This is a genomic window from Acidocella sp., assembly GCF_035535915.1.
GTDB lineage: Bacteria > Pseudomonadota > Alphaproteobacteria > Acetobacterales > Acetobacteraceae > Acidocella.
This window is the reverse complement of record NZ_DATLPB010000108.1, coordinates 30,849-53,742: the sequence shown is the minus strand read 5'-3', so window position 1 is coordinate 53,742 and position 22,894 is coordinate 30,849. Positions and strand designations below refer to the sequence as shown.

Sequence of the window (22,894 nt, the reverse complement as noted above, 5' to 3'; positions counted from 1 at the left end):
CTGTCCCCATGAAATAATCTCGACGGTCTATCGTAAAATCGGCGCAATGATCGACCACTTAAAATCCGAAAGTCGTTCCCGACCTTGGGGCACATGGAGGTTGCAACAGGACAGGATCGCGAATATCTGGACCGCCCATGGGATATGGCGGTCAAGCGTGATCGCATCTATCTCGACGCCAAAAATGACCTCACCAGGATTCCGGACTTTATCGACAGCCGTATCCGCCTGGCCGGCGGGCATACCTTGGCCAATTGGTTTCGCCGGGCTGACGTGCTGGAGGGGCCGCCCTACCGCGAAGTGGTGGCCGATGTCTGCAAGGCGCAGAAAGTGAAGGTAGCCAATGACGATGATGCGGCCGCCATGGAATTTAAACTGATTAGCACGCTGTTCGAGCGACGCTGGGCTAAGATGACGGAAGCGGAACGCGCCGAATTCATCAAATTCTTCAAGGCGCGGACTGGCTTTGGTGGGGCGCTGGCGGCAGGCATGTCATTTGCTGCTTTGGCCGTGGCGTTGTGACCAGCGATGTTAGCTGTGGCCACTACAGATTTTGCCGTGGCGTTGGGCGCAGCTGGGGTTGCGGCTGTTCTGGGGGAGGCGGCAACGGGGGCGCTGTTTGGTCCCTTTGGCGTTCTTGCGGGTACGCTGTTGCTGGCCAACCACGCCATGGGGCCGAGCTGCTCGGCCACGGTGCCCTGCGTGCTGCATATCGCCTCACTGCGGTTGCAGCAGAAGATAGACGACACATTGGGAGAGGCCCTATGACTGCGTTTCCGTATCAGATCCCCGCTGAGCTGCTCTCCGCTTGGCTGGAGGGAAAGCTCAAGATCGTGGGCGCCACGCTGCGATGGGTGGACACCAATCTTATCGCCGGTCATATGGCGCCGGTATCCTTCCCGCTTGCCGTTAATTTCTCCCCATTGCAGACCATGTTGTAGAATTCAAGAATTACGCACCACCAGCAAAGCCAAGTCTTCTCATCGGCATGTGGGAAGCAGAAGTCCGGCGCAAATGTCGGCAATCGCCGTTTGATTCCAGAAAGCAGACGTTCTGCTTCCGGCCCGAAGAAGCTGCGGGCGAAACGCCGCAGCGCTGGGGCCAGTCGATGTCGGCTTCGAGCGTACCGCGCCCCGGCGGCGTGAATCCGTTCGATGACCGGCGCGGCGCGATGCTTAAGTAGCGTTGCCAATAGCAGATGGCCCCGAACGGTCCACGCGGCGCAAACAAGAAGAACCCACGCGCAGACGAGGAAAACGAGGGGCAAGACTTAGGCAGCCCCAGATTGTCACGGCGGGGGCGTCAGTTGTGTCAGCCTGCCGAAGCTCGCTGCTACGGACGCAGAGGTGAGCGGTAGGCGGAGATACCTGCCTTCGCGCCAGAGCGGGATTTGGTCAGTCGCGTTCACGCTGCCGATCCAACCGTCCTGGCCGCCCAGGATAATCACGAAATTGGCGTCAGGATCGATAAAATCAGCCAGGTGTCGGGCGGAGGAACCATAGGTCACGCGATGGCCGCCCTGGCGGCGTGCGTACCGTGCCGGACCGTGACCGGTTTTGTACAGCGTGTCGTTGCTGCCGGGTACGCCGAAAATATGGATGCCAAATTTCCGCCCCAAAATCGGCAGACGGGCTAATGGATGCGCCAAGCGCAGCAAATGCGCATCGCCCCAACATTTGCCCTTCGAAATCGCCTGCACCGCGCGCTTCGCCCCGTGCGACAAGGCATGTCGGAGGAGGGCATCCGGTGCACCTAGTAAGCTAGACGCAATCAACGCCCGGCTTGTCCAAACGGCCAGTGCCGATGCCAGTATCGTCTTGCCGATCAGCATATCGGCGGTCTCCGCCAGGAGCACCTCGTAGGCCAGGGCGCCAACCGACGCCTCATCATAGCACCCGTTCCACTCCAGCACGGCCTGCGGCAGCGTGAGGCCGAGTTCAGTCGCCCGGCGTGCCAGTGCGTCACGCAATTGCCGCGCGGAGGACGACGTCACATCCCTCTGCAGTGCCTCGAGATCCGTGCGTTCGATCCCGGTGCTGTCCAGCAACGCCGCCTGCCGCAACGCCCGATCCGGTGGCGCGAAGAAAAAGCCGGCTTGCACTGCGGTTTGCGGATCTTCATTGGCCGAGACGACAAACCCTTCGCGCGGATCAAACACGCCGCTCCCCTCGGCGAGTGACGAGATATCATTGAGCACGGCGGCCCGTTCGAGGATGTCTGCCGGCGTTCCTGGGCGCGCCGGTACGTGGCCGGCACGCAGAATGCCCACACGCCCAGTCGTATCGGCGTAGGTGAAGCTATACCCCTGGACGGCAAAGCCGCGAAGCGCACGTTGGAAGGCCGCGAAATCGTCTGCACGATTCATTGTCAGCATCGCGGTCAATTCGTCGCTCGGCTGATGCCCAACCCAGCCAAGGGCCGTAGGCCGCCGCAGCCGAAAACGTTTGACGTCGGAAATCACCGGCCCGAAGCGGCTTTCCCGAAGCTTCGCACGTCGCATGCCGATGCCGCGTACCGCGATGTCGACACTTCGTTCGGTGATCTGCGGATCCGTTTCCGCGGTGAGATCGATGAAGACAGAGCTTGCGGCGTGTAAATTGGTAGCGCCCCAGGCGATCTTTTCGTTGCGCCCGATCGCCACATAAGGCAAGCCGGGGATCATCAGCCCGGCCGCCTTCATGCCTGGGGCCGACATACCGCAGGCCAGCCAAAGGCTGGGCAATTGCAGACCGACATGGGGATCGGAGGCGATGATGGCGGCGCCGGATGCGGTCCGAGTCCCGCCGACGGCGGCCGAATTGCTACCGCGCGCAAGGGCTGCGGTAATGCCATCCGGATTCGGCACACCAGTCCTTAAGAGCTCGGGCCAAAGCGATGCCCAACTGGCAAGCCCCATCGTCTCACGCAACCTTAGCAGCTTTAACGTCGGCATCCAGGTGATGTCTGCGCTCGCCAGTCGCGCCAATGAGAAGAGATCTGGCAAACTCCAGGGCTCGCGGGCCAAACCCAGCATTTGGCATTCGGGAGGCGGCGCCGGTGCGCGGGAGATCACGTGGTTGATGCCCGCGAGGAAGGACTCCGCCCAGATACGCGATGCGTCGGGCAGCATCGCAATGATTTCCGGCACCGCCCGGCAGATATCCATGGTCCGCAGTGCGATGTCGAATTCCAACCCGAAGGTACCGATCATCTCCGATATCCGTCCCTGGGCAATGCGGCGCAGCATTTCCATTTGACCGAGCCGCAGATGCGCATGCACGACGCCGAGCCCAACCGCGAGGTCTGGCAGGCTTTCGGCCGTGACGAAGGGGATCGCATGCTCATCCCACCGGATATCCACCGGCGCGCTTACTGGTGTATCGGCGAGCGGGAGATTAGTCAACCGCTCATCCAATGTTCGCGATTCAGGTGCCGGCAGACGCGCTGCCCGCCATACGAGGCCGATCAGTCCGGCGATGCCGCGCACACGGTCAATGCCTGATGTCATCGCGGCTGTTCGCGTTCAGTTGCTCGATCCAGTCCGCGATCTGTTCACGAGCCAATCTTCCAGAAGCGAACTTTTGCCGGAGTTCCTTACATGATCGTCGAATGTTTGGCTCGTTAAGCAGGGCGGATAGTGCTTTGGTCCAATGTCTGAGTGGCGCACGTGGCGCCAGCTTGAGACCAACGCCGAGGGCGATGGCGCGCATCGCATTGTCGGTCTGTTCAGCGGTAAAGGGGGTAAAAAGTTGCGGTGTGCCGGCCTCCAGCAACAGGCCAATGGTACCAATGCCACCCGCATGCACAAACGCGGCAACCCGCGGTGCCAACAGATCGTACGGCACATAGGTGGTATGGAACGAAAAATCCGGCAACAGGTCAGGCAACTGGTCCCGGAACGGCGTTGCGAGTATGGCGCGCCTGCCCAAAGCCTTGCAGGCACCAAGCGCCCGATCGAAAAACAACCGACTGCTGGCCACGCCCGAGCCCGGAGTGAAGGCGATCGGCGGCGAACCGGCCTCGATGAAGGCCAGCAGCGCCGGGTCCAGTTCACCCGGTCCTCCGGAAGGCAATTTGGGAAATCCGGTGCAGACGGTGTTGGCCGGCCAGTCGGGGGCAGGTGCTGCGAACCAGTCAGGAAAAGCGCAGATCACCCGCTCGGGCGAGTGCAGCCAGGTTCGGCTGATGCTGCGGACCGGTGGCAGGTCGAGCGAGGCGCGCAATCGATTCAAATCCGGAGCGATGATCGGATCGCTGACCGTGCGCTCGATCATGTTGAGCAAAATGCGCACGGCCCAGCTGGGCAAGGTTTCGAGCCCCGGCAAAATCCCAAAAGGCGGGGCTTTTGCGGATAACAGGGCGATCGGGGAAAGATGGATCGTCGCCGCCGGATTGCCAAATTTTTCCTGCGCGAGGCGTACCCAAAGCGCCAGGGAGTTGCCAACCAGAATGCTCTCGCCGGGGCGGATATGTGCCGCAAGGGCTGTGTAGCCCTGTTGCATGCTGGGGCTGAGATGCCGCCAGCTAGCGCGCACGCCGCGCCAAGGATTTCGCCAGACTTCCTGGTCACGAACGCCTGCAAGATATTGCGCAGTACTTAGAACCGAGATGAAGGATAAGCCCGCGCGTTCAACATGCTCCTTAAAGTACTCACACGTAAGGAACTGAACTTCATGACCGCGCTGCGCCAATGTCTGACCGACCGCGATGTGGGGGTAAACATGGCCGTAGGTCCCGACACTGGAAATCACGATATGCATAAGATGGTATCCCGAAGTTCATCGGCCCGCAGTGCCCGCGGGTAACTGTGCCAACCAAATCAACGTCTTTCATCACACCGGAGATAGCTTGAGCGGCGCCAAAGCTATGAATGTAATGCTGATGACGTCGACGATAAGCAACAGAAATACTGCAGGGTTATAAAATCATTGTTGGTCGGAGTAGCTAACTGAACGTTTATTATTCTTAAGAAGAACGTCAAGTTAAAATCTCTTGAGGTTGGCGTAGGCTGCATTCGTTTTGAACACATGCCTCGTTAGTAACTCGAAAAGGCGTGGCCGCAATAAATACGTCATCCGCTTGATGATTAAGAGTAGCTTTATCGACGAACATAACATGAATTGCTCAGATCGAGTCATGGGAGATAACTAGAGCCGAGTTATGATTGTGGACGCAACACCGACGACGTCGTATTCGGCCGTCAGTAATGCAGATTTCGTAACGTCATAAAACTTTTACGGATTCATATCTCACGATATGTTTTATTCGTTAGAGTGGTCGTTAGTTACGTCAAGGCTTTCTCTATAAGTCCAAGAATTCATTTTTCGGCGCATGAAAAATTACTTTTTATTCAGTTAACTTTTTAACATTAAGTTAGTACGGGTTCTCGAAGAAGGACGCATACTCGAAAGACGCATACTCGAAAAAGGACTCAATAAATGAGTAGTCCGTTTGACGATCAAGAATCGCTCTATCTCGCGTTAATGAACACAAATGGGCAATACTCCATCTGGCCAGTCTTCCTTGACGTGCCAGATGGCTGGAACGTTGTCGCGGGTCCGATGTCACGCGCGGATACGCTCGCTTGGATCGATGTCGAATGGACCCAAGGCGGCGTAATTGCAGTCGGCTCTGGGGGATAGGATCATGAACGATGAAAGTTTTTCTCGTCTCGGCGGTCTCGAACAAATTTCTGCTGAGCCGGTCGTGCAAGCCTCGCATGATGATCTCTGGTTTCCACTCACCATCGCCCAGCGCGGCATGTGGTTTGCGCAGCGGATTGCCCCAAGGAGGGCCGTTTTCAATCTGGCGGAACTGGTCGAAATCCACGGTGCCGTCGATGTTGGGTCATTCTACGCCGCGCTCCGCCAAGTCACGCTCGAAGCCGCGGCAACCCGGTTGCGCTTCACCGAAATCGGCGGCGAACCGCGGCAATCGGTCAATCCGGACATAGACGGGATTATGCCGTTCGCCGATCTCAGTCATGAGGCGGACCCCTGGGCCGCGGCGCTCCAACAAATGTCGGAGGAGTATCAGCTTCCGCACGAACCATCGCGGGATCGACTTTGGGCGACCGGGCTCTTCAAGGCCGCAGACAACCGGTATTTTTGGTATCATCGCAGCCATCACATTCTGCTCGACGGTTTCGCTGGCGGGCTTGTCGCCCGTCGCCTTGCGGAACTCTACGGCGAACTGCATGAGCGCCGCACGCCCGAGCCGGCCCCCTTCGGCTCATTAAGCGATCTGGTTGCGGAGGACCATGCCTATCGTGAGTCTGACCGTTACGCGGTTGATCGCCAATATTGGGTGGATGAATTTGCTGATAAGCCACTGCCTGTCAGTCTCGGTCATTACCGGCCGACTCTCGAAGGTGGCCTGCTTCGCCGCTCGACGGTGCTGGCGCCGGATTTTGTTGACGCGCTGCGTGACGCGGCCCGTGCCGCACAAGGCAGTTACCCGCAACTGATGATCGCGGCGATTGCGATCTATTTTTATCGCATGACCGGGATCGAGGATCTGGTGCTGGGCTTGCCGGTGACGGCACGCAGCAACGGCCGGCTGCGCCGCGTTCCATTCATGGTCGCAAACGCAGTTCCGTTGCGGCTCAAGATCAAACCCGCCGATACTGTGGCCGATGTGGTACGGCAAGTCGGCAAACGGGTGCGCGAAGCGCTGCGCCATCAGCGTTACCGCTATGAAGACCTGCGTCGTGATTTGAATCTGCTGAGTGAAGGAAGGCATTTGTTCACCTCCATGGTGAACATCGAGCCGTTCGATTATGATCTGTGTTTCGGCGATGCGCCGACCTCGGTCCATAATCTGTCGAACGGTTCGATTGAGGATCTTGCCTTCTTCGTTTTCGACCGAGGCGCTGGTCGGCCGGTGCATATCGATGTCGACGCCAATCCGGAGATCTATGACGGTGACACGCTTGTCGCACATGTCAGCCGGCTCGAGCGGATGCTTCATCAGATCGCTGCCGACGTCACCATCCCGGTCAGCCGCCTGGTGCTGCTCGATGATGCTGCCCGGGCACGAATTTTAAAGACTGGCAGCCAGGCGACGCCGGACGCTGCGTTGCGCTTCATGCCGGAGGATTTCGAGCGCCAGGCGCGTGAGACGCCTTGGGCGGTGGCGGCGGTGTCAGAACAGCATAGCGTCACGTATCGCGAACTCGACGAGACGACGAACAGGATCGCCAACGCGCTGCGGGCGAGGGGGGCGGAGCCGGAGCGCATTATCGGGGTCTGCATGCCGCGCGGCATCGACATGTTGGCCGCGCTCCTCGGCGTGATCAAATCAGGGGCCGCCTATCTGCCGCTGGACCCGGATCTGCCGGCGGCGCGCCTCAAGGCGATGACGGCGGATGCAGCGCCGCTTCTGATCCTGGCCACCGCGGAGACGGCGGCGGCTGTGGCACCGCATCCGGTGATGTTGATGGACGAAGGGAGTTTTGCAGGGTTTCCAGCTGACCCACCTGTTATCATCCGTTCGCCGCAGTCGCCCGCCTACGTCATCTACACCTCCGGCAGCACCGGTCAGCCAAAGGGCGTCGTGCTGACCCGATTCAATCTGGCGAATTTTCTCGGCGCCATGGCAAAAAATATTCGCCTCGATCCATCGGATCGGATGCTGGCGGTGACCACGATCAGCTTCGATATTGCCGCCCTCGAACTCTATCTGCCGTTATTGGCCGGCGCTCGGGTCATTTTGGCACCGCGCGCATTGCGGCAGCACCCGCCGGCGCTGGCGCGGCTGATCGCGGTAAGCGGTGCAACCATCATGCAGGCGACGCCTTCCTTATGGGATATTTTGACCGGCACTGAGGTCGAGGCGTTGCGGTCCATGCGGATTCTGACCGGGGGCGAGGCGCTGCCGGAGGACCTTGCGCGCCGGTTGCTCGCGGTCGGCGCGGAGGTGATGAATTTGTACGGCCCGACCGAGACCGCCATCTGGTCGCTGATCCACCCGGTCCAGGGGGCAGGGACGCCAGCGATCGGCAGGCCGATCGACCGAACGCAGGTCTTCATTCTCGATGCCGGATTGGCCCTGGTTCCGGAGGGCATCATCGGCGATCTTTACATTGCCGGGGCCGGGCTGGCGCGTGGCTATCTCAAACGCCCCGGCCTGACGGCCGAGCGTTTTGTCGCCAATCCGTACGGTCCGCGCGGCAGTCGAATGTACCGTACCGGTGACCTCGCCAAAATTGAAAATGGCATGCTCTACTTCATCGGTCGTACTGACACGCAAGTAAAACTTCGCGGCTTCCGTGTCGAACTGGGCGAAATCGAGGCGGCGCTTACGGGCGAGCCTGCGATTGCCCAGGCGGCGGTGGTCCTGAGCAAGGGGCATCTGATCGGCTATGTCGTTCCCGTCTCGCCGGATATCGCGCTTGATTTCGGCGAGCTGAAACGCGCGCTCGCCCAGCGCCTCCCGGACTATATGGTGCCGGCGTTTTTCGTTCAGTTGAGGGAAATGCCGCTGTCGCCTGCGGGTAAGCTCGACCGGAACGCCCTGCCTTTACCCAAGCTTGCCGCAGCATCGAGCCGGGGCGAGCGAACGCCGACTGAGGAAATTCTGGCCGCGCTGTTCTGCGATCTCCTCGACCTCACGAACGTCGATATTGACGCGGGTATTTTCGAACTCGGCGCCGATTCACTAATTGTCGCCAAGATCGTCGCGGCGATCCGCAAAATCTTCGGTATCGATCTGCCGCTCGTGGCGTTGTTCGAGACGACGACCATCGCCGGCCTGGCGGCACTCATCGGCCGGACCAAGAGCGGACGTGCGCCGATCACGCTGCGGCCGAGGCCGGCACGTATACCGCTCGGTAGCAGCCAGTTGATGATGTTCGAGGCATGGCGAACACCCGGCGTTGCTGCCGCCTTCAACATGAATCTGGGCCTGCGGCTGCGCGGCGTGCTCAATGTGAAAGCGCTCGAAGCCGCAGTGAATGATGTCGTGGAGCGCCATGAAAGCCTGCGGACATTGATCGATGTCGGCGACGCGCTTCCCGCACAGTCGGTCCTGGCGCCGGAAGATGCGCGTGTGACACTGGTGGCATTGAAGCTGGCGGCTGGCGAATTGACGGAGACCATAAGTGCCGCTGCGCGCTTGCCATTTGACGTCACGCGCGAGCCGCCGATCCGCTTGCATCTCTGGACGCTCGGTCCGGATGACCATTTGTTATTGATCGTCGTGCAGCACGTCGCCGCCGATGGAAGCTCGTTGGCGCCGCTGACGTGCGACCTGGCGTTGGCCTACAGAGCCCGGCTGGACGGCGCCGCGCCGGCCTGGAAACCCCTGGCGCTGCAATACGCCGATTACGCTCTCTGGCAGCAGGAGGAGAATACCAGGCTCTCCAGCCAGCTGGCGTTTTGGCGCCAGGCTTTGGCGGATGTGCCTGCGGCCGCGCTGCCCGTCGATTATGCCTATCCGGCTTCCCTCGGTTTTGCCGGCGACGTGGCGCCGGTCTTGATCGGTCCGGAGCTACATGCGGGTCTCGTCAGCCTGGCGCGCGCCAGTGGTGCCAGCATGTTCATGGTGTTGCAGGCGGGAATTGCCGCCTTGCTCTGCCGGCGCGGCGCAGGCGAGGATATCCCGATCGGTACCCCCATCGCAGGGAGGACCGATGTTGCCCTTGACCCGTTGATCGGCAGTTTTTTCAATTATCTGGTCCTGCGCACCGATCTTTCGGCCAACCCCAGTGTGGCCGAACTGATCGCGCGTATCCGCAAGTTCAACCTTGCCGCCTACGCTCACCAGGATGTCCCTTTCGATATGGTTGCCGCCGCCCTGGGCGCACGCCACGGCGGCCCGCGGCAGCCGCTGTTTCAGGTGATGCTGAATTTCCAGAACTGGTCTCAGGTTAAATTCGAGATGCCCGGTCTCGCCGTGACGCCCGAACCGGTCTGGCTGCGGACCGCGCGTTACGAACTGACGTTCTATTTAAGCGAAACACGCGATGCAGAGGGCAAACCAGCGGGCATCAGCGGTGGGCTTGAATATCGTAGCGACCTGTTTCTGCGGGAAACCGCGACGCAGCTGGTGGCTCAACTGATGACCTTGCTTGGCAGCGCCGTCGCCGATCCGGCGACAAAAGTCAGCAATCTTCTCCTGGAGGCGTCACCATAATGGCAAAATATCTGCTTGCCGCCACGCCGATGCCCGGTCACGCCGATCCGGTCATTGCCGCCGCCGCTGGGCTGGTGGCGCGCGGCCACGAGGTCGTCGTCCATACTGGAAGCTTGTTTCGTGCCGCCGTGGAACGCAGCAATGCGGGCTTTGTTCCGTTAGCGCCGGAAATTGATATTGACTACCGCGACATCGACTCGCGCTTCCCGGAGCGCGCCGCCTTGCCGCCGGGGCCAGCGCAAATGTTGTGGGGGATGCGGCATCTTTTCGCCGATGCGATTTTTGCCCAGCATCAGGGTCTTTGCGATATCCTGAGCGGTTTTGCGGCGGATGCGATTCTCGCAGACATGATGTTCATGGGGACGTTGCCGCTATTGCTTGGCCCGCGCGGTGCGCGTCCCGTGATCGCGCATCTGGGGATTTCGTGCCTGGCCCTTTCGGGAGCTGACGTTGGGTTCTTCGGATCGGGGCTGCCACCTGCGCGCACCGCGCAGCAGCGTACCCGCAACGAAGCCCTCACAGCCTACATGCAGCGTCAAGTGTTTTCGGGCGTGCAGACCTATATCAACGATGTCCTGACATCATCCGGCGCGCCGAACTTGCCCTGCTTCGTCACGGATGCCGTCATCACGTTGCCGGATGCGTATTTTCAGCTTGGCACGCCGAGCCTCGAATACGAGCGTGAGCTGCCCTCCAATATCCGCTTCATCGGCGCGCTGCCGGTGCCGGCGCGGCTATTTGAACGGCCAGTCTGGTGGGGTGATGTCGAACAGGCCCGCGTCGCCGGCCGCAGCATTGTGCTGGTCACGCAAGGGACCATCGCCAGCGCTGACCTCGGCCAGCTGGTGATCCCGACGCTGAGAGCGTTGGCGCGAACCGACGTGCTGGTCATCGCCGTCACCAGCGGCGCCGATCCGCGGCCGATCGCCGCGACGGCGCCGCCGAATTCGCGGATTGCGCGCTTCATCCCCTATGAGGCGGTTCTGCCACATATCGATCTGCTCATCACCAATGGTGGCTTTGGTGGGGTTCTGCAGGCGTTGACGCATGGTGTGCCGCTACTGGTCGCGGGCGATTCAGAGGAAAAGCCGGAAATTGCCGCGCGCATCGCGCATGCCGGGCTGGGGATCAACCTCGCCACCGGCCAGCCTGCTGCGACACTGATTGCCGCCGCGGCCTCCGAAATTCTGGGTAGCAATGCCTATCAAGCGAGGGCTGACGCGGTCGCCCGCGAACTGGGTGTTATCGATGCGATCGGTACGATCGAGGCTGTGCTCGCTGCGGCACGCGCAGAGGCGCTGGCGACGGCATGAGCCAGGCGGAAACGCAAGCGGTACCGCCGTTTCTCTGGTGTGGCCTGCCGACGACCAAACTCGATGACCGGAGCCTTGCCCGCTTAGGCAGCGTCCTGGACGACGAAGAGCACGGACGTATCAAGCGGCTCCTCCGCGTGCAGGCCCGCCGTGACGCGGTTGCCGCTCATGGCCTGCGTCGCCTGTTGCTGGCCTCGCTGACCGGCAGGCCCGCCGAATCCTTCCGATTTTGTGCCGATCGTGCGGGTGGAAAGCCGAAAGCCGCAGGGATGCCCGGTGTCGATGTCAGCCTCACGCATTGTGACGGCTACGCGGCAGCAGCGGCAATCGGCATGGGGGGACGGATCGGAATCGATGCCGAACCGCTAAACCGCGATGTTGAGCCGGAACTGACGGTAGCGATGACGGTTCCCGGCAAGAAGGGCGTGAGAGGCGCACCGATCGTCGTCCGGACGATGCAGGAGGCACTGACAAAGGCCGAAGGGTCCGGCCCTGCGCTGAATGTGACGCGGCTTGAGATTGACCCCTGCGCGCCGCGGCTCGTCGCGGCACCGGAATCATTCGGGGACCCGGCCTGCTGGCGGCTCGAGCGTCATCACCATGCCGGGTTCGCCGTTGCCATTGCCATGCGCTTGCATACCGGCCGATAAAACGTGCCTGGCAAGCCAACATACTTGCTGATCCTCGCCGGGGCGTCGTTGACGATGCTGATCGTCTGGCGGGGGAAGCTTCACAGCGCGGCAGCCCCCGATCCGCCGCCGCAGGTAAGCGTGGTGACCGCAACGACGCAGAAATTATCTACGAAACTGGTGATCGTCGGGACGATTGAACCGGTCGTCGAGATCGATCTCGGCGCCCGTGAAGCCGGCACGCTCGCCGCCGTGGCGGCGAATATCGGCGACCATGTGACAAAGGGCGAGGTGCTGGCCAGCCTGGATACCGGTCAGCTGGCACCCGATGTGGCGGCGGCCGCGGCACGGTTGAGGATGGCTGAGGCCAATGGCGCGGCAGCGGCCAGCGCGTATGAAAGGGTCGCCGATATCAGGGCGACGGGCGCCATCGCCCCCAAGCGGATCGACGATCTAGCCGCGGATGCAGCCGCCCAGAAAGCCCAGATCGGGATCGCCAAGGCCGATTTGGCGGCGGCGCAGGCGCGCCTCGCGGAGGCCGCCGTCATCGCGCCGACGGATGGCGTTATCGCCGCCCGCGATGCCGAAGTCGGACAATATGCCGCCCCCGGCGGGCCTCCGTTGTTTACCTTGATCGGCAGTCAGGGGCTGATTTTCCGTGCCACGATCCCACAGGATCAGATCGCGTTGATTGCGCCGGGCGTGGCCGTGACTTTTGATCTTCCGGGCGGCACGGTGACCGGCAAAATGATCGGCGCCGACCCTGCGGTCGATGCCGCGACACATCTCGGCACCGTTCGTGTCGCGCTGCCGCGGAACCCCGCCTTGCGCGTCGGCGCATTCGTCGAGGCCACTGTCGATCTTGGCTGCCATAGGCAGATGGCGGTGCCGCAAACCGCCCTGGTGGCCGATGCAGGCGGGTTTCATGTCGTTGTGGTGGCGCACGGCGTCGCCGTGTTCCACCCGGTGACGCTCGCTTCCCTGCCGGGCAATGCATCGACCCTGGTCCCCGTCGCCTCGGGCGTTGCCCCAGGCGATGTGATCGTCGCGGATGCCGGCGCCAGCCTATTTAACGGCCAGCGGGTAAGACCGGTCGATTGATGCTGGCTAGCATGATGACGGTATGGCCGCTCCAGCGCGCGGCCGCGGCGGGCTCATGAGAAACCTGTCGGCGCACGCAATCCGCAACCCGATGCCGGTTGCCGTGCTGTTTCTGGTCTTAGCGCTGGGCGGCGTGCTCGGGTTTCGCGCCTTGCCAGTTACGCTTAGCCCCGATACGTCGTTTCCCGTGGCCGTGGTCACAGCGGTCGATCCGGGGGCCGATCCTGCGGACCTTGCGCAATCGGTGACGGAGCCGATCGAGGACGCCGTTGCGGCGATTGCCGGCGTGCATCATGTGTTGTCGCAGACAGCCTCGGGCATTGCCACCATCACGGTGGAATTCAACATCGGCGTTAATCCGGACGCGGCGCTTGCTGCCGTCCGAGCGGCGGTCGACACTGCGCGGGAACGGCTCCCGCCGGGGCTGCAACCGCCCAGCGTCACGCAGCTGGAAACGCAAGGCGGCCCCGTTCTCACCTATGCCGTCGCCGATCCGTCGCTGTCGGTGCTGGCACTCGGCCATCTGGTGCGGACCAGGGTGATGGGCGCCCTATCCGACCTGCCGGGAGTCGCTACGGTTACGGCGCTTGGCGCACGATCACCGGAAATTAGGATTGCCGCCGACCCGGCGCGGCTGGCGACGTTTGGCCTCACGCTGCCGGCGTTGGACCGGCAGATTCGGGCGGCGGTCGGGGTTCCGCAGTCAGGGACTGGCATGGTGAACGGTGCAGCCGCGCCAGTCAGTACGCGTGCCGCCTACGATTCGGCGGCATCGCTCAGCGGCTTGCCAATCGCGCTTGCGTCTGGTGTGTCGGTGCCGCTCGGCGCCATCGCGTCGGTGCGGAAAGATGCGGCGCCGGCCGTTACGCTGGCACGGTTGGACGGTTCGCCGGTGGTTGCCTTCGCGATCTGGTCGTCTCCGGGGAGCGACGCGCTCAAACTCGCCGGGGCTGTGCAGGCCACTCTGAACGATCTGACCGTTAGCCACCCTGGACTGGTGTTCACCCGTGTCGCCGGCACGGTGGATGAGACGCGCTCGAGCTATGACACCGCCCTTGAGGCGCTCCTCGAGGGGCTGCTTCTGGCGGCGGCAACCGTATGGCTGTTTTTGCGCAATCTGCGCGCAACCGTCATCGCGGCGCTGGCGATGCCGCTTTCCTTGTTGCCGGTGTTTCTGGTGCTGATGCTGCTCGGCCAGAGCCTGAATTCCATCACCTTGCTGGCCTTGGCGTTGGTGGTGGGCATTCTGGTCGACGATGCAATTGTCGAGATCGAGAACATCCAGCGGCATATCAGCATGGGCAAACGTCCCTACCGGGCGGCGCTCGATGCGGCGGACGAAATCGGTCCGGCGGTGGTGGCCACTAGTTTCGCGATCATCGCGGTCTTTCTGCCGGTGAGTATGATGCAAGGCGTGGTCGGGCAGTATTTCAAACCTTTCGGCTTGGCAGTGGCCGTCGCGGTGTTTGCCTCGCTGCTGGTCGCAAGGCTCTTTACGCCGCTGCTTGCGGCATTTTTTCTGGTTCATGGTTCGCAGCAACGCCGGCCGGAATCGAGCGCCGGCTGGCTGCAGGAGTACCGCGTCTGGCTCGATCGAGGACTGGCCAATCCCCGTACCTGCCTCATCGTCGCCGGCGGCGTTCTGGCGCTGACCGTGCTGGTCGCGAGCCTGCTGCCCATCGGTTTTCTGCCGGCACAGGATCAGGATGAATCCCACGTTGCCCTCATTTTGCCACCAGGCAGCACCGTCGAGACCGCGGATTTGGAAGCCGCCGGATTGAGCCGGGTGTTGCTTGATACCGCTCGTCTACACAGGGATATCAAGAGCGTTTTTACGCTTAGCGGTGGCGGCAACGCTGGCGGTATCGGCGCCAATCCGGCGGCACCGAACGACGTTGCGATCACCGTGCTGCTCCGCGCCGACCGGCCCGATACCCGGACGCAGTTCGAAGCCAAGTTGCGTACGGTGCTCGACTCTGTGCCCGATCTCGACTGGCATATGACCGACCAGGGCAGTTCTCGGGATGTCGAACTCGATTTCACTGGCGGGGACCCGGCGGTGCTTGGCCAGGCGATGCAACATTTGGCTACCGAGGCTGCGTTCCTACCCGGGCTGTCGCATGTGCAGACCAGCTTGGCGCCGTATGCCACCGACATCAGCATTACTTTGAAGGAGGAGTTGGCCACGACGCTCGGGGTCACTACCGCCGATCTCGCCGGGACGCTCGTCCTGGCCACCGGCACCGTGCTCCCCGCTGCGCCGGTTGTTTCAGAGGCGGGCACGCTGATTCCGCTGCGCCTGGAACTGGCCGGCGCCGCAGATGAGGCCGCACTCGGTCAGTTGCCGATCCGGGCGGGAGCCGGCGAGGTACCGCTGGCCTTGGTCGCTGATCTCGGTATCCAACCTGGCCCTGCCTTGATCACGCGGGTGGATCGCACGCCGATGGCAGGCATCGGCGCGGATCTGCTGCCGGGTACGACGCTCGGGCAGGCGCTGCACGAGTTGCGCGCGCTGCCGGCCTATAGGCCCCTTGCCACGGACGGTGTGACTGAACTCGACCTCGGAGCCGCGGAATTCATGCGCAATATGTTCGCGCAATTTAGCGTGGCCCTCGGCGGCGGCCTGCTCGTCCTGCTTGGCGTGATGTTGCTGCTATTCCGCAACTGGCTGCAACCGCTGACCGTTCTGGCCACCCTGCCGCTGAGCGTTGGCGGCGCATTGCTCGCGTTGCTGCTTGGCGGTTTCGCGCTCGACTTGTCATCATCGATCGGCCTGCTCGCTTTGCTCGGAATCGTCACCAAGAACGCTATTCTGATGGTCGATGCGGCCCTGACCGGCGAGCGCGCCGGACTGCCGAGGGTGCAGGCGGCACGCGATGCCGGTATGCGGCGCGCACGGCCGGTGGTGATGACGAGCATGGCGATGGTCGCCGGCATGATACCGGTGACACTGACCAGCAGCGCCGGGGCGTCGCTGCGCCAACCGATGGCCTTTGCGCTGATTGGCGGCCTGCTCGCCTCGACCGCGCTGAGCCTGTTCCTTGTTCCGGTATTCTACGTGCTGATCGGCAACGTTACCGATCGTCTCGCGCCTGTATTTGCGAGGTTGGTCACGACCGTGCCTACGGATTTCGAGTGAAACATTCCCGCTTGGTGCTTGTCTTACCGTTGATGCTGGCCGCCTGCGGCTTGCATACGGAACCGCCGATGGCCTTGCGGTTGCCTGCAACTTTCGAAGGCGCACCGGTTCCAAGCCGCCCGAGGGTCGATCTTTCGCGCTACTGGACATATTTCGACGATCCGGTGCTCGACCAGCTGGTCGATCAAGCGGTGGCGCAGAATTTCACACTCCAGGCGGCGAAAGCCAGGATAACCGCCGCCGCTGCAATCGGCAGCGCGGAAAATGCCGCGCTGTTGCCGTCATTGGACACGGCTGGCGGCGTTGGAACCGAAAAACTATCACCAATCGGCCATGCTTTGCCAGGCGCTTCTCCCGGCCAATTAACGTCCTTCGGGACGCTCGAATCCAGTTGGGTCCTACCATTGTTTGGCCGGTTCGGTGCTACCGAAAAAGGCGCTGCGGCGGCGCTGGACATAGCCAAAGCGGCGCGGCAAGCGGCACAGGTGGCCGTGGTAGCGGAGATTGCGGAAGCCTACGTCGATCTGCGCGCCGATCAGCAGGAGCAGCGCCTGCTCCAGGCCGAGCTTGGCGAATCTAACGATATCGTGAGCCTCGTCAGGATTCAGGCCGGCGTGGGAGTTGCCAGCGATCTCGACGTTGCGCGGGCACAAGCTCATGCCGAAGGGCTTGCCTTCAGGCTGCCCGGTGTACAGCTTGCCATCAACACGGACATTTCGCGCATCACGGCACTGGAGGGGCAGACGGCACCGGATGCAAAGCTTATGATTGCGGCGCCGATCCCGTCAGCGCCCAAATTCATTCCCGATCTTGTTCCCGTTGATCTGCTACGGCTTCGCCCCCAAATCATCGAGGCGGAAGCAGAGGTCGCGAGCGATGCTGCGACTCTAGGACTTGCCACGGCAGACCTCTATCCGCAATTCACCCTGGGCGGCTCGCTCTCGATTTTCATGGGAAGCAGCGTCGTCGACTCTCTAACCGGCGCGAAACTGCCGGATAAGGTCACGCTGCTGGGGGGTGGCACTGGCGTGACCATTCCGCTGCTCGATTGGGGACAACGCTACGAGACGGCAAAGGCCGCGCAGGCGAATCTTGCCGCGGGAATCGAGGATTATCACGAAGCTGTGGTTGACGGGGTGTACGCCGTCGATACTGCCCTTGCCGAAATTACTGCGTCACGCGTGGAAGTGGTGACGGCAAGGCGCGAACAGATATCCGCATCGCGCGCACTGAACGCTGCGCAGATTTTGTTCGGCCATGGCCTCACCAACCTTTCGGATCTTCTTGACGCTGAGCAACAACGCCAACAGGCGGATATGGATAACACGGACGCCGCTGCGGCGGCCGACACCGCTGCGATCAGCTTCTATGAAGCAGTCGGTGGTGGCGCGATAATTTTGCCGAAAAAAAGCCGGCCGGCGCCGTCAAAATCGGCCGGATGATTTTGTTGGGCGTGAATCAGCCGACGAGGCGGGCTCGCGTCCCTTGGCGCAGCCCCCGATCGGCCGCGACGGACAAGCTAGGCTCAGGACTCATTCCTTGAGATAGAATCCGACTGTGGCTGCGATGCAGATGGCTGAGAAGAAGGTGTGCGCGCATCTGTCGTAGCGTGTGGCGATACGCCGCCAGTCTTTGAGTTTGGCAAACATGTTCTCGATCTTGTGGCACTGACGGTAGAGCGGTTTGTCATAATCGAGCGCCTGCTTGCGGTTCTTTGTCGGCGGGATACATGGGATGGTACCGCGCTCAACCAGGCTATTGCGAAACCAGTTGCTGTCATAACCGCGGTCGGCAATCAGCGTGGCGGCCTTGGGCAGGCGGGGCAGCAGTACCTTCGCCCCTTTATGATCGCTCACCTGACCGGCGGTGAGGTGGAGCAGGATCGGTCGGCCAACCTCGTCGCAGACGGCGTGCAGCTTGGAGTTCAGGCCGCCTTTTGTCCGTCCCAGACAGCGGGGAAAGCCCCTTTTTGTGCCAGACTCGCTGCTGTGCGGTGGGCCTTCAAATGCGTGGCGTCGATCATGACGCGCTCAGGCTTCCGGCCTCCGGTCGCCAACGCGGTGAAGATACGATCGAACAGTTTAAGCGCGAGGCCGGGAAAGTGATCGAGTCGAGCTAGTCGCCCAGGTGGTCGGCGAGAGCCTGGCGCGGGTTCGGACCCGTCTTATGGCAATTCCGGCCGAGCAGGCGCCGGCGCTCCACCGATGCAAGACGGTCGGCCAGCTACAAGACCAGCTGCTGGAATGCATTACGGATGCCCTAACCGAACTCGTGACCGATCCCGTCGCAGCCTTACGCGGTCCGCTCTCGATACTGTTCGCGCACCATGCGAGCGAATGCGTCTTGCGCGGAATCGCTGCCATCTATAGCCGACTGGATCGTCCAGGCTTGCGCCTTTTCCGGTGCAATCACGTATATTTGTGGAGTAATGAGCGGTACGTGTGCAGCCCGACCTGGCCATGGGACGTAAATGAGGGCACCAAACAACTATCAATGGATATATGAATCACTGTAGCCGATTACCTCCCACTTATTGGAACAGGTCCGGGTTGGAGGCTTTAAGCCCTGTGGTAGTATCGGAGGATTGCCTGGGTCACTACAGGATTCGTCAAGTTGTGTCTGAGTTATGTTCGATGCATCTGTACCTTGCCCGAAATCTGCATGAGTGACATCAGCATCGTCAAAAGATGCTCCAGATACATCAGCGCCCTCGAAATTAGGGCCGTATAGGATTGCAGAATCAAAATATACACCATGCATTCTTGCGGAAATCAGTCTGGCATATGTCAAACGCGCCAAAGCTAAATTGGCGCCATCAAAGTTTATCCCATAAGGTGTCTGCTCAATGGTGCCAAAGGATGGGGGCTCGGAAAGGGGGTTTTGGGGGGCGTTAGAATTATCAAGCCAGTTTTGACTTAAGTGCATGATTTCGATCTTCTGGCCAAGAAGCGGATAAGCGTCTCAGAGCTGACTTCGGCCGCGGCGCCGCACCGCGTTGTACCGCCCTTCGGGTAGCGTGGGCTCCACGCATCATTCCAAACACTGGTTTGTGACAAGACATTGCCTGCCAGGACGACTTCGATGGCGCCGCCTGATACCCGCAGGCTGGCGCAAGGCGGTAGGCAGTAATTCGCAACCACAGGGAGGCCGATCGCGAAATAGTCGCTCTGCCAGTAACCATGCGGCATAGGGAAGAGGCTCGTGCAGAATGGTATAGCGGAGCCCGTGTGACCCTGCATTGTAACGTCTTCTATTCTAGTTGCATGATACGATCCTGCAACGGACAATGTGTCTTTGATGAAGATCGGAGCGCTGGGCTCGAAAAGATCCTGATCGGGATCCAATGTAAACTCGTCGGTGACAAGGTAAGCTCCGACATAAAGGTCTCCATATTTTGCCCGCCCGGTATCGAATGGAGTGACAAACGAGACCCACCGGGATGGTGCGCAGCGTGCCAGTTTTATGTGTTCCTTCAAAAGACCATCAAGATCGCTGTCATCCGCAAGGCACTGTTCAGGAAAGTCTCTAAGCCATTCGGGTCGTTCTGTTGGTTCAAGTTCGAAAAACCCACCTACGGCTGGGATGTGTTCGAGAAGTTCGTCTAGCGCTCTCTCCAACGGCATTTGCCATTGGCTAACAGCTAGAGAAAACGTGCGAATATACGCTGAACGGAAAACCTCGGCCTGCCTTTGAAGGTACTGTCCAACGACACCAGATCGAGTTTCTCCGTAACTATCGAAATAGTGCGGATAAGCCGTACAGCCGGTCCCCAACTGATCGCGAAGCTTCTTCCACTCAAACGCCCATTGCTGCACGAATGGTAGACCTTCTTCAGCGCTTCTCGGGAGGCTAGGCTGCGCTTCAGCAGTTGCTCCCGTAACACGCGGGCAAAAGCACCTCCCACAGGGGACTTGGTATCATCGGGAGCTGCCTGCTCGAGCGGCGCGGTCTTTCTCGCGTCACGATGATCCATTGTGGCGTCACCAGGGGCGCGGCACCAAGGCGTCCATTGTCCGTTGTGGAGCAGCGAAGGGTGATCACGGAAACGTGATAACGGGCCCAAGAGATCGCGAAAATAAGAAAGCTTTGTTGCTAGCGTGTAGCTAAACGCTAACGCCGGCTTCGAGCGGCCTTGTAACGCATTGAAAAGATTGGCGTCCCGTAGGGGATTCGAACCCATGTTACCGCCATGAGAGGGTGGTAAATAGCGCTTTATAGCGTCTGAGAGTGTTTGGTGTTTCATATAACATATTGAAATTACTTCCGTAGACATCCTGTTTTGTTCTGTACTACGTTTGCCGTATAGACTTCGCACCCCGATTTGCCGTATGTGTTTCTCGTAGCGCGAACGAACGGCGGTAACGCGGTTCGAGCTCAACGCGCGCCAGAATGGAGCTTTTGCAATGCCGAGGAAGGCAAGGGACGAACGTCTTGATAGCCGGACCGCCCGGTTGAAATTGACGCCTCGACGGGAGCCATACTGGCGCACCATCCAACAGGGCCGGCTGGTCGGCTACCGGCGTTTGGCCGGGGGTAAGGCTGGTACCTGGATTGCGCAGTTTTACCAGCGCGAAATGACGCCGTCCCGACAATTCTTATCGCTTGGTACTGCCGATGACATGCTCGAAGCTGACGGATTTGTGACCCTTACCTTCAATCAGGCACAGGAGAAGGCTGCCAAATGGTTTGGCGAACTGATGCGAGCTGACGGCAGGAAGGCCGAGCCGCTCACGGTGAAAGAAGCCGTAGAACACTATCTTGCTGACTATACAGGTCGTGGCGGAAAGGCTCTGAAAGACTTAGAAACCGCTTTTAACGCCCATGTACTGCCGACGCTCGGTGATAAGCAAGTCGCGCGGCTGACTGCGCCAATGATCCGGACTTGGTTGCGGGATCTAGCCTCTGCTGCTCCCAGGTTGCGTGTGAGCAATAAGCCCGATGCGCAGCCGCGCAAAGCTGCGCCCAAGGCCAGCACCCCCGATGCAATGCGCGCACGCCGCGCCAGCGCAAACCGCGTCCTGACGAACCTGAAAGCCGCTCTTAATCTGGCGTTCCGTGAACAGCGCGTGCCGAGTGACGACGCGTGGCGCCGCGTCGAACCCTTTCAAAACGTTGGCCAACCGCGAATCCGTTATTTGTCCGATGATGAGGCAGTACGACTTATCGATGCTAGCAGTCCGGCTTTCCGCGATCTTGTTCAGGCCGCGCTGCTGACCGGCTGCCGTTATGGTGAACTGGCGGCAGCAAAGGCAATAGACCTCAACCTCGACGCCGGCAGCCTGCGCATACCCGTGGCCAAGGGAGGAAAGCCCCGGTCGGTGGTGTTGACTGCCGAGGCCGTGCAATTGTTCAATCGTTTGTCAGCCGGAAAGCCTGCGGGCGCCCTATTGTTGGTCCGGGGCGACGGCAGCGCGTGGGGAAAAAGTTACAGTCAAAGACCGCTAGCTGAGGCATGCAAGGCGGCACGCATTTGCCCTGGCATCACTTTTCACGGCCTCCGCCATACCCACGCTAGCCGTCTCGCCATGGCAGGGACGCCGATGTCCGTCATTGCCGCGCAGCTTGGGAATAGCGAGGCCGTCTGTGCGAAGCACTACGCGCACCTTAGCCCTAGCTACGTGTCCGATACGATCCGGGCAAACTTTAAGCCTTATGGTCTTGAAGTTGAACCCGATACCGAGGCAGCGGTTCGAGAGGCATAACAGATACCGTGCCGCCCGGTCTTTTGGCGGTAATGGGGTGGCGAGCGGTGGTGGAACACCGCCCGCCGATGGCCCCGCCCATGGAGAGTGTCAAAATGAGCGAAGACCACGATAAGACTACCACGCGAGCGCCCGTGGGCAAACCGAGAGCGTCCGACGGAGACAATATCTGCACATTGGAAGCAAGATGTCCGTGCTTTGCTCCGTGCTTAGTATGGTTAACAATCTGCGCGACATCTGAGGGACGGGTTCCGCCCACAATTTGTAAGTAGAAATTAGGGGGGCACCGAAGATTCGGTGTCACCCCCGAATTGAATGGCTGCAGCGTTCCATTTTGGAATAAAAAACTTAGAGATTTCCTTCGATTTATCGAACCTGCCGTATTGCCGCCAGGTGCACGCGTGCTGTTATTGGGCAGTCGTGTGAGATACAGTGGAATAAAACGCGATGAGCAAATCAAGATATACGACTATTCCAGATTGGCAGACATTGACGGGGATGAACCGGTCAGCAACTTACGTTGCGCTGGCTGCCGGTCATCTGCGCGCCGTCAAGCTTGGTCGTCGAACCTTGATCGATGTCCAGCACGGATTGGCGTGGATGGATTCGCTGCCTCCTGCAAATATCCGGCTCCCATCTGTAAAGGTCGGTTAGTAGGCTCTCTCCGCTAACGCTGCTTCGCATGGCGTAGTCGCTTTTGCTGTATGTTCAGCGTGAACCAGCTTCAGGCTATGGCGTGTCGTAGGGGGCTTCCCATGCCCGTTCCGTGTTGGCAGCCAAATTCAAGAGAATAGAAAAACTCGCCGCATTTGACACGGGGAGCGGTAGGCTAGCGAAAAATTGCTTAGCGGCAATTTAGTAGTAGGAAGTGCCGACTTCACGATCAAGCGCAGAATT

Annotated in this window: 15 protein-coding genes and 1 pseudogene; 11 read left to right on the top strand and 5 right to left on the bottom strand. The window is 60.6% G+C overall.

Annotated elements, in window-relative coordinates; translation table 11 throughout:
* Positions 1 to 93: 93 nt before the first annotated feature.
* From VNC39_RS14225 to VNC39_RS14215, 3 genes are read left to right on the top strand one after another with little or no spacing between them, the layout of a single operon-like run.
* Positions 94 to 522 (top strand): hypothetical protein, encoded by a 429-nt coding sequence (locus VNC39_RS14225; RefSeq protein WP_325400308.1) that lies wholly within the window; start codon positions 94 to 96, stop codon positions 520 to 522.
* A gap of 15 nt (positions 523 to 537) precedes the next feature.
* Positions 538 to 768, top strand: coding sequence for a hypothetical protein (locus VNC39_RS14220; protein WP_325400307.1), 231 nt, complete (start codon positions 538 to 540; stop codon positions 766 to 768).
* A complete protein-coding gene (locus tag VNC39_RS14215) occupies positions 765 to 941 on the top strand; it encodes a hypothetical protein (protein WP_325400306.1) in 177 nt (58 codons plus the stop codon). The genes VNC39_RS14220 and VNC39_RS14215 overlap by 4 nt, the downstream gene beginning before the upstream one ends.
* A gap of 347 nt (positions 942 to 1,288) precedes the next feature.
* Here VNC39_RS14215 and VNC39_RS14210 read toward each other — a convergent pair whose 3' ends face one another.
* Both VNC39_RS14210 and VNC39_RS14205 read right to left on the bottom strand, forming a co-directional pair.
* A complete protein-coding gene (locus VNC39_RS14210; protein ID WP_325400305.1) occupies positions 1,289 to 3,487 on the bottom strand; it encodes a penicillin acylase family protein in 2,199 nt (732 codons plus the stop codon).
* Positions 3,471 to 4,739 (bottom strand): glycosyltransferase, encoded by a 1,269-nt coding sequence (locus VNC39_RS14205; RefSeq protein ID WP_325400304.1) that lies wholly within the window; start codon positions 4,737 to 4,739, stop codon positions 3,471 to 3,473. The genes VNC39_RS14210 and VNC39_RS14205 overlap by 17 nt, the downstream gene beginning before the upstream one ends.
* 678 nt (positions 4,740 to 5,417) lie before the next feature.
* On the opposite strand from VNC39_RS14205, the gene VNC39_RS14200 reads away from it, so the two are divergent.
* The 7 genes from VNC39_RS14200 to VNC39_RS14170 are packed head-to-tail and all read left to right on the top strand — an operon-like array spanning position 5,418 to position 17,737.
* Positions 5,418 to 5,621: an MbtH family protein gene (locus tag VNC39_RS14200; protein WP_325400303.1), complete on the top strand. Its 204-nt coding sequence runs from the start codon at positions 5,418 to 5,420 to the stop codon at positions 5,619 to 5,621.
* Positions 5,622 to 5,625: 4 nt separating this feature from the next.
* The gene (locus VNC39_RS14195) at positions 5,626 to 10,113 is read left to right on the top strand and encodes an amino acid adenylation domain-containing protein (RefSeq protein ID WP_325400302.1); all 4,488 of its coding nucleotides are present in this window, start codon (positions 5,626 to 5,628) and stop codon (positions 10,111 to 10,113) included.
* Positions 10,113 to 11,426, top strand: coding sequence for a glycosyltransferase (locus tag VNC39_RS14190; protein WP_325400301.1), 1,314 nt, complete (start codon positions 10,113 to 10,115; stop codon positions 11,424 to 11,426). Before VNC39_RS14195 ends, VNC39_RS14190 begins: the two co-directional genes overlap by 1 nt.
* Positions 11,423 to 12,076: a hypothetical protein gene (locus VNC39_RS14185; RefSeq protein WP_325400300.1), complete on the top strand. Its 654-nt coding sequence runs from the start codon at positions 11,423 to 11,425 to the stop codon at positions 12,074 to 12,076. Before VNC39_RS14190 ends, VNC39_RS14185 begins: the two co-directional genes overlap by 4 nt.
* Before the next feature lie 24 nt (positions 12,077 to 12,100).
* Positions 12,101 to 13,156 (top strand): efflux RND transporter periplasmic adaptor subunit, encoded by a 1,056-nt coding sequence (locus tag VNC39_RS14180; RefSeq protein ID WP_325400299.1) that lies wholly within the window; start codon positions 12,101 to 12,103, stop codon positions 13,154 to 13,156.
* A gap of 55 nt (positions 13,157 to 13,211) precedes the next feature.
* Complete coding sequence (locus tag VNC39_RS14175) at positions 13,212 to 16,295, top strand: efflux RND transporter permease subunit (protein WP_325400298.1); 3,084 nt, start codon at positions 13,212 to 13,214, stop codon at positions 16,293 to 16,295.
* Entirely contained in the window at positions 16,292 to 17,737 is a 1,446-nt protein-coding gene (locus tag VNC39_RS14170; RefSeq protein WP_325400297.1) for an efflux transporter outer membrane subunit, read from the top strand. The genes VNC39_RS14175 and VNC39_RS14170 overlap by 4 nt, the downstream gene beginning before the upstream one ends.
* Positions 17,738 to 17,827: 90 nt before the next feature.
* Here the strand turns inward: VNC39_RS14170 and VNC39_RS14165 are convergent.
* From VNC39_RS14165 to VNC39_RS14160, 3 genes and pseudogenes are all read right to left on the bottom strand, one after another.
* Positions 17,828 to 18,375, bottom strand: a pseudogene (locus tag VNC39_RS14165) (IS5 family transposase); the annotation flags it as partial.
* A gap of 410 nt (positions 18,376 to 18,785) precedes the next feature.
* Entirely contained in the window at positions 18,786 to 19,220 is a 435-nt protein-coding gene (locus VNC39_RS17480; RefSeq protein WP_408840784.1) for a pentapeptide repeat-containing protein, read from the bottom strand.
* Positions 19,211 to 20,110, bottom strand: coding sequence for a hypothetical protein (locus VNC39_RS14160; protein ID WP_325400296.1), 900 nt, complete (start codon positions 20,108 to 20,110; stop codon positions 19,211 to 19,213). Before VNC39_RS14160 ends, VNC39_RS17480 begins: the two co-directional genes overlap by 10 nt.
* A 636-nt stretch (positions 20,111 to 20,746) precedes the next feature.
* On the opposite strand from VNC39_RS14160, the gene VNC39_RS14155 reads away from it, so the two are divergent.
* Positions 20,747 to 21,997 (top strand): tyrosine-type recombinase/integrase, encoded by a 1,251-nt coding sequence (locus VNC39_RS14155; protein ID WP_325400295.1) that lies wholly within the window; start codon positions 20,747 to 20,749, stop codon positions 21,995 to 21,997.
* The last annotated feature ends 897 nt before the right edge of the window (positions 21,998 to 22,894 follow it).